The 13,639-nt window shown below is 67.1% G+C and carries 11 protein-coding genes; 4 read left to right on the top strand and 7 right to left on the bottom strand.

The genetic code is table 11. The features are described 5' to 3' along the window. Nucleotides 1-114 precede the first annotated feature (114 nt). Nucleotides 115-1,236 carry a phosphate ABC transporter substrate-binding protein PstS gene (gene pstS, locus Q8Z05_RS09080; protein ID WP_305943136.1) on the bottom strand — a complete coding sequence of 374 codons (1,122 nt, stop codon included), beginning with the start codon at nucleotides 1,234-1,236 and terminating at the stop codon, nucleotides 115-117. 237 nt (nucleotides 1,237-1,473) lie between these two features. Here pstS and Q8Z05_RS09075 point away from each other — a divergent pair, with 237 nt between their 5' ends. Further along, nucleotides 1,474-2,601, top strand: a complete 1,128-nt coding sequence (locus tag Q8Z05_RS09075; protein WP_305943135.1) for an FUSC family protein — start codon at nucleotides 1,474-1,476, stop codon at nucleotides 2,599-2,601. Between the two features lie 102 nt (nucleotides 2,602-2,703). After that, on the top strand, nucleotides 2,704-4,077 hold the full coding sequence (gene radA / locus Q8Z05_RS09070; RefSeq protein ID WP_305943134.1) for a DNA repair protein RadA: 1,374 nt from the start codon (nucleotides 2,704-2,706) through the stop codon (nucleotides 4,075-4,077). A gap of 20 nt (nucleotides 4,078-4,097) precedes the next feature. On the opposite strand, the gene Q8Z05_RS09065 is transcribed toward radA, so the two are convergent. Continuing rightward, entirely contained in the window at nucleotides 4,098-4,859 is a 762-nt protein-coding gene (locus Q8Z05_RS09065; RefSeq protein WP_305943133.1) for an SDR family NAD(P)-dependent oxidoreductase, read from the bottom strand. Nucleotides 4,860-5,054: 195 nt separating this feature from the next. Between Q8Z05_RS09065 and Q8Z05_RS09060 the strand changes: the two genes are divergently transcribed. After that, on the top strand, nucleotides 5,055-5,333 hold the full coding sequence (locus Q8Z05_RS09060; RefSeq protein WP_305943132.1) for an SHOCT domain-containing protein: 279 nt from the start codon (nucleotides 5,055-5,057) through the stop codon (nucleotides 5,331-5,333). A 116-nt stretch (nucleotides 5,334-5,449) separates the two neighbouring features. Further along, nucleotides 5,450-6,943, top strand: a complete 1,494-nt coding sequence (locus tag Q8Z05_RS09055) for a multicopper oxidase family protein (protein ID WP_305943517.1) — start codon at nucleotides 5,450-5,452, stop codon at nucleotides 6,941-6,943. A 9-nt stretch (nucleotides 6,944-6,952) separates the two neighbouring features. Here Q8Z05_RS09055 and Q8Z05_RS09050 read toward each other — a convergent pair whose 3' ends face one another. From Q8Z05_RS09050 to Q8Z05_RS09030, 5 genes are all read right to left on the bottom strand, one after another. Beyond that, on the bottom strand, nucleotides 6,953-8,314 hold the full coding sequence (locus Q8Z05_RS09050; protein WP_305943131.1) for a phenylacetate--CoA ligase family protein: 1,362 nt from the start codon (nucleotides 8,312-8,314) through the stop codon (nucleotides 6,953-6,955). Nucleotides 8,315-8,324: 10 nt separating this feature from the next. Then, a complete protein-coding gene (locus tag Q8Z05_RS09045; protein ID WP_305943130.1) occupies nucleotides 8,325-10,748 on the bottom strand; it encodes a heavy metal translocating P-type ATPase in 2,424 nt (807 codons plus the stop codon). Nucleotides 10,749-11,126: 378 nt separating this feature from the next. Beyond that, nucleotides 11,127-11,804, bottom strand: a complete 678-nt coding sequence (locus Q8Z05_RS09040) for a TIGR00730 family Rossman fold protein (RefSeq protein ID WP_305943129.1) — start codon at nucleotides 11,802-11,804, stop codon at nucleotides 11,127-11,129. Then, complete coding sequence (locus Q8Z05_RS09035) at nucleotides 11,801-12,529, bottom strand: ABC transporter ATP-binding protein (RefSeq protein ID WP_305943128.1); 729 nt, start codon at nucleotides 12,527-12,529, stop codon at nucleotides 11,801-11,803. The genes Q8Z05_RS09040 and Q8Z05_RS09035 overlap by 4 nt, the downstream gene beginning before the upstream one ends. Continuing rightward, a complete protein-coding gene (locus Q8Z05_RS09030) occupies nucleotides 12,526-13,632 on the bottom strand; it encodes an ABC transporter permease (RefSeq protein WP_305943127.1) in 1,107 nt (368 codons plus the stop codon). The genes Q8Z05_RS09035 and Q8Z05_RS09030 overlap by 4 nt, the downstream gene beginning before the upstream one ends. Between the last annotated feature and the right edge of the window lie 7 nt (nucleotides 13,633-13,639).

Genomic DNA, 13,639 nt, shown 5'->3' with positions numbered 1-13,639 from the left:
GACAAACACCTAGGTTCCCTGCCCCGGACGCGACGGTCTGTGACCGCCCTGCCCGGGACAGGGAACCTGGTTCAGGCTCGTGTTTCCACTATGCCTTGCTGTGCAGCGAATTCCCTAGGACTTGACCTTGATGGTCTCGATGGCCTTGGCGGCCTTCTCCTGGAGTTCCTTGGAGAGGGGAGCCGACTTGGCGGCGTCTGCTGCGGCCTGCTGGCCGGCGTCGGACACTACGTAGGTCTCGAAGGCCTTCACCAGGTCAACGGTTTCCTGGGTGGCGTAGGTGGAGCAGACCACGTGGAAGGACACCAGGACAACCGGGTAGGCACCTTCGATGGCGGTCTTGCGGTCCAGCTTGATGGAGAGGTCGCTGGCGCCGCGGCCTTCAACAGGCTTGCCGGCATCCACTGCCTTGGCGGCAGCTTCGGCGGAGATCTTGGTGAAGGTCTCGCCGACCTTGATCTGGGCGATGCCCAGCTTGCCGCTGACAGCCGAGTCATCGGCGTACGTGACGGCACCCGGGGTGTCGGTGACAGTCTTGACCACGCCGGAGGTCCCCTTGGCGTTCTCGCCCTTCAGCGATGCGGGCCAGACGCCTGAGGACTTGTCGGTCCAGACCTCGGGAGCGGCAGCGGCCAGGTAATCCGTGAAGTTGCTGGTGGTGCCGGAGTCATCGGAGCGGTTCACCGGAGTGACTTTGAGGTCCGGCAGCTTCACATCGGGGTTCATGGCCGCGATGGCGGGATCGTTCCAGTTGGCGATCTCGCCACGGAAGATCTTGGCCACGGTGGCGGCGTCCAGCTTCAGTTCCTTGACGTCCGGAATGTTGAAGGCAATGGCGATCGGGGAGATGTAGACCGGGATGTTGAGGGCACCTTCGGGGCCGCAGGCTTCCTTGGACGATGCGTACTCCTCGTCCTTCAGGAAGGCATCGGAGCCGCCGAACTGCGCGGAGCCGTCGAGGAGGGCCTTGCGGCCTGCGCCGGAACCGTCGGGCGAGTACTGGACGTTGGCGCCCTGGTTTGCGGAGGCGAAGTTGGTCTTCCAGACGTCCATGGCTGCGCCCTGGGCAGAGGAACCGATGCCGGTCAGCGTGCCGGTGACGTTGGCTCCCGTGGCGGACGGGGCACCGGACTGGGCCGTGTTGGTGGCGTTGTCGGAACCACAGGCGGTGAGCGCGAGTGCGCCGGCTGCGATGACAGCGATAGCCGCGTGGCGGCCGAAGCGGAGTGCCTTCACTAGATGTACCCCTTCCAGGGATTTTCTGATGCGTGCCGGACCGGAGACGTCCGAACAAAAGAAGTTGTGTACTTTTTGTACCTTTATCGAAGTTAGGGGCCTTAGGTAACGGGATATGTGGACCAAAGTGAACGGAAGGTTAACGACGGCGGGACATCGGCTTACATATGCAGCGTCAGCATTGCGCACATCACATTGTCAGTCGTAGTGCAACGCCCAGTGAATAGACTTGAACCCATGGCCATTCCAGCAGGACTCTCAGCAGGCGGGCGTTTCCTGCGTGGCCGTATCCGCACCGGGCTGATCCGCAGCCGCAACTCGTTGTTCCCGGCCATCCAGATGACCGGCTGCGCCGTAGGCGCGTACGCGTTCGCCGAGCACGTGCTGGGGCATTCGGGTCCGCTGTTCGCCGCGACGTCCTCGCTGATCGCCTTGGGCTTTTCCCGGGAGCCGCGGCTGCGGCGGGTGGTGGAAGTCGGGCTGGGCTGCACCATAGGCATTGCGGTGGGTGACCTGCTCCGCCACTGGCTGGGCGGCGATATCTGGGTGGCCGCCGTCGTACTCCTGATTTCCATCCTGCTGGCCCGCTTCCTGGACAGCGGCAACATCTTCACCACGCAGCTGGGGCTCCAGTCGCTGCTGGTGGTGCTGCTGCCGGCGCCGGCCGGAGGGCCGTTCACGCGGAGCATCGACGCCATTGTGGGCGGCCTGTTCGCCCTGCTGGTGACCATCCTGGTGCCGAAGGATCCGCGCCGCGAGCCCCGCAAGGATGTCCAAAAGCTGCTCCACGAACTGGCCGAGGTGCTGCGGGAATGCGCCACGGCCCTCACCAACAGCGACTCCACGCAGGCGTGGCACGCGCTGATTCGCGGCCGGAACTGCCAGCCGCTGGTGGACGCAATGCGCCACACCCTGCGTGCCTCCGGCGAGGTGGCCACCCTTGCACCGGCCTACCGCCGGCACAGGGACGAGCTGGACCGGCTCAAGGAGTCGCTGGACTTCATCGACCTGGCACTGCGCAACAGCAGGGTCTTTGCGCGCCGGCTGACCAGCGCCATCAACCACGCCGCGCTGTCCGACGAAGCCACTGACAACATTGCCGGGGTGCTGCAGGAGACCGCTGCCGCGATCGATGAGCTCTCCCTCGGCCTGGCGGAAACGCACGACGGCGCCCGGCGCGCGCACCTGCGCACCGCCCGGCAGGACCTGAGTGAAATCGCGCTGCGGCTGCACCCCAAGCTGCTGGAAGTGGAGCGGCTGGAGGGCGAAACCGTGGTGATGCTGTTCCGGCCGCTCATGGTGGACCTGCTGGAAGCGACGGGGATGGATTCTCGCGAGGCCCGGGACGTGCTGCCTGCCCTGTAACCTGGGCGGGCCGGTGGGCCCACGGCCGCCGGGCGCCCTCAGCGGGCTTGCGAGGTTAGGGTGCGGGCGGGAATGTCCGGCCCCGCCGCTAGGGTGGAACCCATGGCAACAAAGACTTCCCGGGCGTCCAAAGCCCCGGCCTACAAATGCGCCGAATGCGGCTGGACCACCGTCAAGTGGGTGGGCCGGTGCGGCGAGTGCCAGGCCTGGGGCACCGTTGAAGAAACGGGCGCCGCCGTTGCGCGTACGACGGCGGCCACCACAGTTCTGGAGCCCGCCCGCCGGATTGCCGACGTCGACGCCACCACCGCGGCTTTCCTGCCCACCGGTGTGGACGAACTGGACCGCGTGCTGGGCGGCGGGCTGGTTCCTGGCGCAGTGATCCTGCTGGCCGGTGAACCCGGTGTGGGCAAGTCCACGCTGCTCCTCGACGTCGCCGCCAAGTTCGCCCGCACCGCCCAGGATGTCCTGTACATCACGGGAGAGGAATCCGCTGCCCAGGTGAAGCTGCGTGCCGACCGGATCGATGCCGTTGCCGAATCCCTCTACCTGTCTGCCGAAACGGACCTGGGCCAGGCGCTCGGGCAGGTAGAGAAGCTGGAACCGCGGCTGCTGGTGGTGGACTCCGTCCAGACGCTCAGCAGCGCGGATGTCGAAGGCAGCGCCGGCGGCGTCTCGCAAGTGCGGGAGGTGGCCGCCTCCCTCATCGCCGCGGCCAAGCGCCGCAACATGACCACCCTGCTGGTGGGCCACGTGACCAAGGACGGCTCCATTGCCGGCCCGCGCCTCCTGGAGCACCTGGTGGACGTGGTCTGCCAGTTCGAAGGCGAGCGCCACTCCCGGTTGCGACTGCTGCGGGCCGTCAAAAACCGCTACGGGCCCACGGACGACGTCGGCTGCTTCGACCTTAACGAGGACGGCATCGTCGGCCTCGCCGATCCCAGCGGACTGTTTGTGTCCCGCACCAAGGAGCCGGTGTCCGGCACCTGCATCACGGTGACCCTTGAGGGGCGCCGCCCGCTGCTGGCCGAGGTGCAGTCGCTGCTGGCCGAGAGCGCCAGCTCCCAGCCGCGCCGCGCCACCAGCGGCCTGGACAGCTCCCGGGTGGCCATGCTGCTGGCCGTGCTCCAGCAGCGCGCCGGCTGCATGCTGCAAAAGGACGATTCCTACGTGGCAACCGTGGGCGGCGTGAAGCTCAGCGAGCCGGCGACGGACCTTGCCGTGGCCCTCGCCGTTGCCTCGGCCAAGGCGAAAAAGCCGCTGCCCATCCGGCTGATCGCGTTCGGCGAAGTGGGGCTGGCCGGTGAAGTCCGGCCGGTCCCCGGCATCAACCAGCGCATCCAGGAAGCCCACCGGCTCGGTTTCACGCACGCCGTGGTTCCGTCCAGCCCCAACGGGCCGGGACCCGTTCCGGCAGGTTTCTCCGTCCGGGAAGTGGGGCACCTGGCCGAAGCCTTGAGCCTGCTTATCAGCTGAGCTGACCGCGGGCCGAGGTGTCAGATGGTGGACCAGCCGCCGTCACTGGGCAGGATTGCACCGTTCACGTTGGCTGAATCCTCGCTGAGCAGCCAGGTGATGGCTGCGGCGAGCTGGGCGGGCTGCGCCACCGAGCCCACAGTGGCCTGGAGGATGGGGCCGATCCTCCCGGCCGCGAAGTCCGACTTCCAGGGAGCCTCAATATTGGTGGCAACAGCGCCGGGCGCCACGGCGTTGGCCCGGATTCCCTGGGGCCCGTAGAAGAAGGCCACGCTCTTGGTAAAACCAACCAGCGCATGCTTGGACGACGTGTAGGCCACACCGGAAGCGGACGCCCGGAAGGAAGCTTCGGAAGCGACATTCACGATGCTGCCCGCGCCGGCCGCCAGCATCAGCGGCAATACTGCGCGGGTGAGCCGCATGGGACCGGTCAGGTTGACGCTGAACACCCTGTCCCACGTGGCATCGTCCACCTCGGCGGGCGGGAGGAAGGCGTCCATAATCCCCGCGACGTTGGCCAGTCCGTCCACCCGGCCCGCGGCGGCAGCCACTATCGCGGCTGTGGTCTCTGCCGCGGCAACGTCGCCGTCGACCGTGACGACGTCGAAGTCCGCCAGGCCGGCGGCAAGGTCCGCCAGCCGCTGCTCCACGACGTCAGTGGCGATGACTCTCGCGCCTTCGTGTGCCAGCCGGGTTGCGGTTGCCAGTCCGATTCCGGAACCCGCGCCGGTGACGATGACAGTTTTCCCGGCGAAGCGGGACGGGTACGCGGCTGGCTGCATGGCCTTCTCCTCGACGAATATGGCCCGCAAGGGGCGCGACATCTGTATCGCCAACTCTGTGCCCGGGCGGTACGCGGCTGTTGTTACAGGTTCCGCCCCGAAGACGGGCGTGCACAAGCGACTAAGGACCCTAGTGGAGTCCGGAAAGCGGGCGCACTGTTGGGGTAGGTAAAGCATGCCGCGAAGGAGGCAGCCATGATGTGGGGTTACGGTCTGGACATGGGCTGGATGTGGCTGTGGGGAGTGCTGATGTTGCTGGGCATAGCCCTGCTGGTGCTGGTTGCCGTGCGCGTGTTCTCCGGCGGCCGCGGAGGATATCAGGGCGGCTTCCCTCCTCCCGGCCAGCCGGGACCCGGGGGCCACTGGCCGGGCCGTAGCCGGGCCCGGCAGATCCTCGACGAACGGTTCGCCAAAGGGGAACTGAGCGCCGACCAGTATCGCGAGCAGGTCAGGGTACTCGGCGAGGAACCCTAGTGCCTCCGGCAAATCCCCTATCAAGCCCGTCATCTGGCCCGCAGCCTTTCCGCCAGCCCGGCCCGCCGCCAAGCCCGCATCCCAAGGTCCGCCGGCCCGTCAGCAGGCGCAGCGCGCTGCTCCTGGGCGGCCTCGGCGCCGCCGGCACGGCAGTGGGCGGGGCAGGGCTGTGGTGGTCGCTGGCCTCACGGCCCTCGTCCCGTCTGGCACCCGAGGCCGGCGTGGAACTGTCGCAGCCGTCCGAGATGCGCAGCGCCGGAGGCCGCCTGGAAGTCCGGCTTGAAGCCCGCGCCGGCCAGCTCCAGCTCGCCGGGCGGCAGGCACGGGCACTGGGCTATAACGGCGGCATCCCCGGGCCCACTCTCCGTGTGCAGCCCGGCGACGTGCTGAGCGTCCGGCTGTCCAACAGTTTGGACCAGCCAACAAACCTGCACGTGCACGGCCTGCATGTCTCACCGGAGGGCGCCGGGGACAACGTGTTCGTCGTGGTGAATCCGGGCGCTGCCTTTGACTACGAGTACCGGATCCCCGCGGACCACCCTCCGGGTGTGTACTGGTACCACCCCCACCACCACGGCATGGTGGCGGACCAGATTTTCGCGGGCCTCTACGGCGCGATCATTGTGGAGGACCCCGAGCCGCTTCCGGTCAGCACCGAACGAGTCCTGGTCATTTCGGACACCACCCTGGACAGCGGCGGGAGCGTTGTCCCTGTCTCGCAGATGGAACGGATGCTGGGCAGGGAAGGTGAGCTCATCCTGGTCAACGGACAGAGCAATCCGGAGTTCACCGCAAGGCCCGGCCAACGCGAGCGGTGGCGCATCATCAACGCCTGCGTGGCCCGCTATCTTTCGTTGCGGCTCGACGGGCAGCAGGTTCAGCTGCTGGGAATGGACTCGGGCCGCTACCCCGCGCCGTCGGCCGTGGAGGAACTGTTCCTGGTGCCCGGCAACCGGGCAGACCTGCTGGTCACCACCGCCGCCGGGGACTCCATCCTGCGCGCCGCGTACTATGACCGGGGCAGCATGGCCGGCATGATGGGCCAGGGACGCGGCCCCAGGCAATCGGGCCGGCCGGACACGGCGGGCGCGGCGCTGGCAACGCTGCGGGTGACCGGGAGCAGCGGCCCCTCCCCCTCCCCTACGGGTTCCCCGCTGCCGCCGTCGCAGCATCCGCTGCCCGCTTTCCCGGAACCGGACGACCTCAGGACGGCGCCCGTGGCGGCGCGCCGGCAGCTCACACTCTCCTCCGGCATGGGCATGGGTATGGGCATGGGCGGCGGCATGATGGGGTTCACCATCAACGGCCGCGAGTTCAATGCGGCGCGAACGGACACCACCGTCACGGCGGGCACGGTGGAGGAATGGACGCTGACCAACCCGGGCCCCATGGACCACCCGTTCCACCTGCACGTCTGGCCGATGCAAGTGGTTGAGGAGGGCGGCCAGGCTCTGCCACAGCCGGAGTGGCGCGATGTGGTCAACGTTCCCGCACAGGGGCGGGTGAAAGTCCGGGTCGCCTTCCGCGACTTCGCCGGCCGTTCCGTGTACCACTGCCACATCCTGGACCACGAGGATCTTGGCATGATGGGCGTGATCGAAGTCCGTTGAGCGCGTCGCCTACTGCGGGCGGACCAATGACCTGACGAACGGCGCTTTGCCCAGGGCTGTCCGTTCGAGGTGTTCCACCACGTGCACATCCACCCGGGTTCCCACAACACCGGCTTCATTGAGCGCGCCTGCCACGGCTTCCCGCACTCCTTCAGCGGAAGCTCCCGGTGCGAGGCCTGCCAGGAGGACCTGCAGCCCGGCGGGCGCCTGGATGACCTGCCACCCAGCGCTCCCGGCCTCATCGAGTACGTGGTGGAACACGATCGGATGGACGCTGGCCGGTCCGTGTTTGCCTGGCAGCTGCAGGATGTCCTCGATGCGGCCCTCGATGCCCTCCAGAAGGGCGAACGGTCGTCCGCAGGGGCAACCCCGTCCGTCCAGCCGCACGGTGTCTGACATTTCGTAACGGATCAGTGGAAGGGTGCGCGAAAACAGGACAGTGACCAGGAGCCTGGCCCCGGTTGTCCCGGCGGGCACGGGCTCCCCGGCCTGATCCACCGGTTCGATGATCAGCAGGTCCTCGTAGACGTGGCGGTTCCGGTAGGTGCAGGGGGAGGCGATCCCGGCCGTTTCGGTGGCGGCGTAAACATCGAAGGGGGCGCTTCCCCATGCTGCCTCCAGTTCCGAGGCGGTGTGCGGGCTGAGCACCTCGGAGGCGGACATCACGCCCTGCGGGGAGATGTGCAGCCGCCCGGCGCGCTGCTCCGCCGCGAGGGGTTTGAGTGCTGAGGCATAGCCCACCAGGATCCTGGGCTGGAAGCGGTCCAGGGCGGCAACCGTCTCTTCCATGGGTGCGGTGACGTCCAGGCGGAGGGTAGGGACGATTCCGGAGCGCAGGGATGCGCCGACGACGGCGGACTGGTGCGTGGGAACGAGGGAGCTGACCAGGGCCATTTTCAGGGGCCGGGTGAGCCCGGCGGAGATCCCGGCCCAGTCGTTCGCGCGGGCGTAGGACGCCAGGACAGTCCCCCATTCGGAACGGTTCCAGACGAACGTTCCGCGCCGGCCCGTGGTCCCGGCCGTTGCCGCGGCCCACCACCGGCCCTTCCACGGCGCCCCCGGGTCTCCCCCGCGCTCCGTCAGTGCCCGCAGATGGTTCTCCAGATCCGCCAGCCTCAGCTCCGGTGTGGTGACGGCCTCGTCGAAGTGGTCCATCAGTTGCGCTTTCGTCACGGACGGCAGTTGGTCCAGGGGTGCGCCGTGCAGGCCGGCGTGATGTCGCCGGTAGAACTCCGATCCTGCGTACGCTGCACGGCGAAGGTCCCGGAGGGCGCGTTCCTGGTGGGCGGCGATCCGGGCGGCGTCCCAGTGGTCCCGTCTCCGCCAGGCGGCCCGCAGGAACAGCACGCGGGCGACAAGGCGGAGGTCCATGGCGGGGAGCCTAGCGGGTCCCGGCCGGGGCAAGCGGCCGGGAAGCGCGCGCCGTGGTGGCCTCTGGCGTTTCCGGACGCGGCAGCCGGAGCCTCTTGAGCAGGAGGGCGTTGACGGCGACCAGGAAGCTGGAACCGGACATCGACAGCGCCGCGATCTCCGGGCTGAGGACGATCCCGGCGAAGGCGAAGACTCCGGCAGCGATGGGGAGCGCAATCGCGTTGTACCCGACGGCCCAGCCCAGGTTCTGGCGCATCTTCCGCAGGGTGCCTTTGCCGATCCGCAGGGCTATTGGCACATCCAGCGGGTCCGACCGCATCAGGACGACGTCGGCCGTTTCAATGGCCACATCGGTGCCCGCGCCGATCGCGATGCCAAGGTCGGCCTGGGCCAGGGCCGGTGCGTCGTTGACGCCGTCGCCGACCATGGCCACCTTTCCGCGCTGTTGCAGCTCGGCGATCTTCGCTGATTTATCGCCGGGCAGCACTTCGGCGATCACGGTATCGATGCCCAGCTGGCCGGCGATCCGTTGGGCGGTTGCTTCGTTGTCCCCGGTGAGCATGACCACTTCGATCCCGGCCTCGTGCAGGGCAGCTATGGCGGCGGCGGCTGTTTCCCTTGCGGCGTCCGCCAAGGCGATCACGGCCGCAGCCCTTCCGTCCACGGCGACGAGCACGGCGGTCCGTCCGGTGGCGGCAAGCCTGTCGCGCACTGCGGCCAGCGGTCCAAGGTCGATTCCTTCGTCGGCCATGAGCTTGCGGTTACCCACCAGCACCCGGTGTCCATCCACGGTGGCGCCGGCACCGTGGCCCGGAACATTGAGGAAATCCGAGGCAGCCACGGCCGGTGCGCCGTGCTCCCGCGCATACCGGACGACGGCCGCAGCGAGCGGGTGTTCGGATTCCTGCTCCACCGCGGCGACCAGCGCCAGAAGTTCGCCTTCGCCTATTCCCTCAACGACGACGTCGGTCACTTCCGGTTCGCCCTTGGTCAGGGTGCCGGTCTTGTCCATCACGACGGTGTCGATCCGCGCGGATACCTCCAGGGCGGTGGCGTTCTTGAACAGGACGCCGCGTTTGGCACCGAGTCCGGTGCCCACCATGATGGCCGTCGGGGTGGCCAGGCCCAGCGCGTCAGGGCAGGTGATCACAACGACGGTGATGGCGAACAGCAGGGCGGTCTGGATGCCGGCGCCGAGGGCGAGCCAGGCGGCGAACGTCACCGTCCCGCCGATCAGGGCGACCAGGACCAGCCAGAACGCGGCCCTGTCAGCCAGCCGCTGGCCGGGTGCCTTGGAGTTCTGGGCCTCCTGGACGAGGGCCACGATCTGCGCCAGGGCGGTGTCGGCGCCGACCTTGGTGGCCCGGACCCGCATGGTGCCGATGGTGTTGATGGACGCACCGATTACCTCCGAGCCAATGGTTTTGGTCACCGGAAGACTCTCACCCGTGACCATGGACTCATCGACTTCCGACTGGCCGTCCTCGACTTCCCCGTCAACGGGGATTTTCGACCCCGGCCGGATCAGCAGCAGGTCCCCGGTCTGGACCTCCGAGGTGGGGATCTCGACAGTGTCCCCGTCGCGGATCACGACTGCGACCGGCGGGGCCAGCTCGAGCAGCGTGCGGATGGCCTCGTTCGCCCCGCCGCGTGCGCGCATCTCGAACCAGTGGCCCAGGAGCACGAACGCGGCAAGGACGGTGGCGGCTTCGTAGAACACTTCACCGCCGCCGGTGAAGGTGACCCAGACACTGTAAAGCCACCCGGTGCCCACGGCGATAGCGACCAGGACCATCATGTCCAGGGTGCGGGCCTTCAGCGCCCGGTAGGCGCCGTCGAAGAAAATCCAGGCAGAGTAGAAGATGACCGGCAGGGACAGGATCAGGGCCATCACGTCGTCACGGAGCCCGAACGGCGTCGGAGCGGTGAAACCGAACATGTCCCGGCCCATCGGGGACCATAGCGTCACGCCGACGGACAGGACCGCGGCGACCAGGAACCGGTTGCGCATGTCCTTGACCATGTCATCCATCGACATTCCGGCATGGTGCCCGCCGTGGCCCATCATGTCCTGCGGGGTCCGGGGCTTCTCAGCATGACCGGCGTGCATTGCCGGGTGCTCGTGTTCCGCCGGATGCATTGTTTGGTCCATCGGGTAGCAGACATGGTCGGGGACCGATTCCCCGCGGCAGTGGTACCCGCAGTCCCGGATCCAGCCCGAGATCTGCTCCACGGAGGTCACGGACGGGTCAAAGCTCACGGTGGCAGTCTGGGCGACCGGGTTTGCGTCGACGGCGGTGACTCCGGGCCGCTGCAGCAGCACGTGTTCCACCACCGCCTTGGAGGTTGCCCAGTGGAGGCCCCGCACTTCCACAACCGTGTTCCGCAGGGGCGTAGTCACTGCTCCGTCGGCGGGCTTCTGGCCGGCAGTCATGGTGCGTCCTTTCGCAAGGGTGTCCGAGGAGGGCAACGGGCGATTCACCCGCTGTCGGACCTTCACTGCGTAGCGGCTCTCGCCCGCGACGTCGTTTTCCGGTTATTCCGAACGTATACCCCCTGGGGGTATGCGTCAAGTATCGCCGCTTCCTTTTTGCGCACGGATGTACCAGCGCCTCTGCGTTCACTATCGTCCCGCGCGGTGCGCGGCGTCAGAGTCTTTGGTCCCCCGCTCTTCCCGGTCCGGGGACGGGGTCGGCGGAGCACAAGCCAGAGGGAGGCCAGGACCAGGCGGCAGACGGGAGTGCACGGCCACTGAGAACCAGGCAAGGAAAGCCCCTCTCCCGCAGGCGGTCCGTTCATCGCGCGTCCGGGATCAGGGACCGAGCTGGCGCAGGTGGCATTGCTGGATCAGTTCGACGGCTTCGTCGATGTCATCGGTGCAGCGCAGCAGCCGGATGTCGTCCGGGGCGATGAATCCCTGGTCCTGGAGCCGGTCGCGGATCCAGGCCATGAGCCCGGACCAGTGCCCGGTTCCGATCAGTACCACGGGGAATTCGTGGATTTTTCCGGTCTGGACGAGTGTCAGGGCTTCAAAGAGTTCATCCAGGGTGCCGAATCCGCCGGGAAGGACGACAAAGGCCGAGGCGTACCGGACGAACATCAGTTTCCGGGCGAAGAAGTAACGGAAGGTCATGGACACATCGACATAGGAGTTCAGTCTTTGCTGGTGACCCAGTTCGATGCCGAGGCCCACGGAGGTGCCGCCGGCTTCCGCGGCGCCGCGGTTGGCCGCTTCCATCAGGCCCGGGCCTCCTCCGGTGATGACCGCGAACCCCGCGGCTGCAAACCGTGACCCCAGCGACCGGGCTTCCGCATAACGGGGATCGTCCGGTCCGGGGCGTGCGGATCCGAAGACAGCGACTGCCTTGCCGACCCGGCCCGAGAGCAGCTGGAACCCGGCCTGGATTTCGGTGCTGATCCGTTCCATCCGGGCAGGGTCTTCGGCCGGGTCGGCCAGCACTTTGAGCAGTTCTTCATCAGTCATCTTCATGACGGACCAGCTTCGGGGTGCATGCGGCAGTAGCTGTTGTGTTCCCCGGGTTCTTCACCTGTGAGTCGTCCGTCCTCGATGGTGATGACCCGCTTGGCGGCGGTCCGCAGTCTTTGGTCATGGCTGACAATGATCACCGCCCGGTTTTCCCGGCAGGCCGTTTCACACAGGAGCAGGGTCACGTCCTGGCCGGTCGTCGCGTCCAGGTTGGCCGTGGGTTCGTCGGCAAGGATCAGCCGGGGGTCGTTGGCCAGGGACCGGGCGATTGCCACGCGTTGCTTCTCCCCGCCGGAGAGGTCCCGTGGCAGGTTCCGCAGCCGGTGCCCGAGCTGGAGCTGCTCCAACGCCATCCGGGCTTTGGCCCGGGCGTGCTTGCGGGGTACTCCGGCCGTGAGCAAGGGCATCATGACGTTTTCCTCCGCGGTCAGTGCCGAAAGAAGGTTGAAGGTCTGGAAGACGAAACCGAATTCCCGCAGCCGCAGCCGGGACAGCTGTGCCGGTCCAAGAGCCGCCGTGTCCTGCCCGGAGATGAGGATCCGGCCCGTCGTGGGGGACATCAGGGTGCCAATCATGGACAACAGGGTTGTTTTTCCGGACCCCGAGGGCCCCATCACCAGCACAATGTCTCCGGCATCAATGCTGAGGGATACGTGGTTCACGGCGGTCACCGCGGTGTGCCCGGCCCCGAAGGTCTTGGATACGTCTTCGACCGAGACGACCCTCATGCGCGGAACACCTCCGCCGGGTCGATGCGGGCAAGCCGGCGGACCGGCAGCAGCGAGGACACCACAGCCATGGCCACGGTGACGGCGAAAATCCAGGCGGCATCGAACCAGCGGATCTCCGTGATGAATTCCGGGACATAGTTTCCGGCGGCGGCGCTGACTGCCAGGGCCATGCCGGCCCCGACGACATACCCGAGCACGGCGGCGGTGATCGCCTGTTCCACCACGACGGTGTAGAGCTGGCGATTGCTCACCCCGATGGCCTTCAGGACCCCGTATTCACGCGCTTTTTCAATGGTTGAGGTGAAGATGGTCAGGCCGATGACGGTCATGCCCACGGCGATCCCGATGAACAGCAGGACCAGGATGATGGGCAGGAACGTGTCGCGGACGATGTTCGTGTTGTTCTCCACGAACCTGTCCTTGGTGATCGCATCCACGGCCGGGTCCGCTTCGATCCTGGACGCCACGTCCTTTCCGTCGCTGCCGTCTTTGAGAGTGACGAGGAAGAAGTTGGTGGCTCCCGGAAGCTGGAGGATGCTCTCGGCGTCTTCCTTGGTTGCGAACGCGAAGGAGAAGCTGAGGATGTACCCGCCCTCGGAATAGCCAGCGACCTTCAGTGTCCTGCCGGCGACAGGGATGGTGTCACCGATTCTGATGTTCTCGCTGCGTCCGACCACCCGGTCGATAATGATCTCGCCCTTGTCCGGGACCGCTTTCCCCTCAACCACCCGCGCGGGAGCCCCGACGCTGTTCTCTACGTCATCGGCGATGACGTAGAGGTTGACGTCCTTGCCATTGTGCGCGAAGGCGACACGGCGGCCGCTGAACGGTTTGGCGCTGGCGACCCCCGGAACGCTCTTGAGGACATCCCGGACCGTCAAGGGCAGTACGGAGGGGGTGTGGAACATGTCAGTCGCACCGGTCTGGGTGATCCAGTAGTCGGCCGGGACGGTGCGGATGTACTCGCCGATCTTGTTGCTCCAGCCCTGGTACAAACCCTGGATGCTCATGATCAGCAACACACTGAACGCGACCCCGCCGACGCTGATCAGCAGCCGGGTCTTTTCCTGGACCAGGTTCTTCACCGCCAGGAACAGCATGGTGCCA

Source organism: Arthrobacter oryzae, from assembly GCF_030718995.1.
Taxonomy (GTDB): domain Bacteria; phylum Actinomycetota; class Actinomycetes; order Actinomycetales; family Micrococcaceae; genus Arthrobacter; species Arthrobacter oryzae_C.
This window is presented reverse-complemented; position numbering and strand designations above follow the sequence as displayed.

What these genes read in the sequence shown, in the direction of transcription:
- Q8Z05_RS09065 (WP_305943133.1), bottom strand. Translation starts at nt 4,859, where the DNA reads ATGCAGCCAGCCGCGTACCCGTCCCGCTTCGCCGGGAAAACTGTCATC.
- Q8Z05_RS09030 (WP_305943127.1), bottom strand. Translation starts at nt 13,632, where the DNA reads ATGCTGTTCCTGGCGGTGAAGAACCTGGTCCAGGAAAAGACCCGGCTG.
- Q8Z05_RS09035 (WP_305943128.1), bottom strand. Translation starts at nt 12,529, where the DNA reads ATGAGGGTCGTCTCGGTCGAAGACGTATCCAAGACCTTCGGGGCCGGG.
- Q8Z05_RS09040 (WP_305943129.1), bottom strand. Translation starts at nt 11,804, where the DNA reads ATGAAGATGACTGATGAAGAACTGCTCAAAGTGCTGGCCGACCCGGCC.
- radA (WP_305943134.1), top strand. Translation starts at nt 2,704, where the DNA reads ATGGCAACAAAGACTTCCCGGGCGTCCAAAGCCCCGGCCTACAAATGC.
- Q8Z05_RS09060 (WP_305943132.1), top strand. Translation starts at nt 5,055, where the DNA reads ATGATGTGGGGTTACGGTCTGGACATGGGCTGGATGTGGCTGTGGGGA.
- Q8Z05_RS09045 (WP_305943130.1), bottom strand. Translation starts at nt 10,748, where the DNA reads ATGACTGCCGGCCAGAAGCCCGCCGACGGAGCAGTGACTACGCCCCTG.
- Q8Z05_RS09075 (WP_305943135.1), top strand. Translation starts at nt 1,474, where the DNA reads ATGGCCATTCCAGCAGGACTCTCAGCAGGCGGGCGTTTCCTGCGTGGC.
- Q8Z05_RS09050 (WP_305943131.1), bottom strand. Translation starts at nt 8,314, where the DNA reads ATGGACCTCCGCCTTGTCGCCCGCGTGCTGTTCCTGCGGGCCGCCTGG.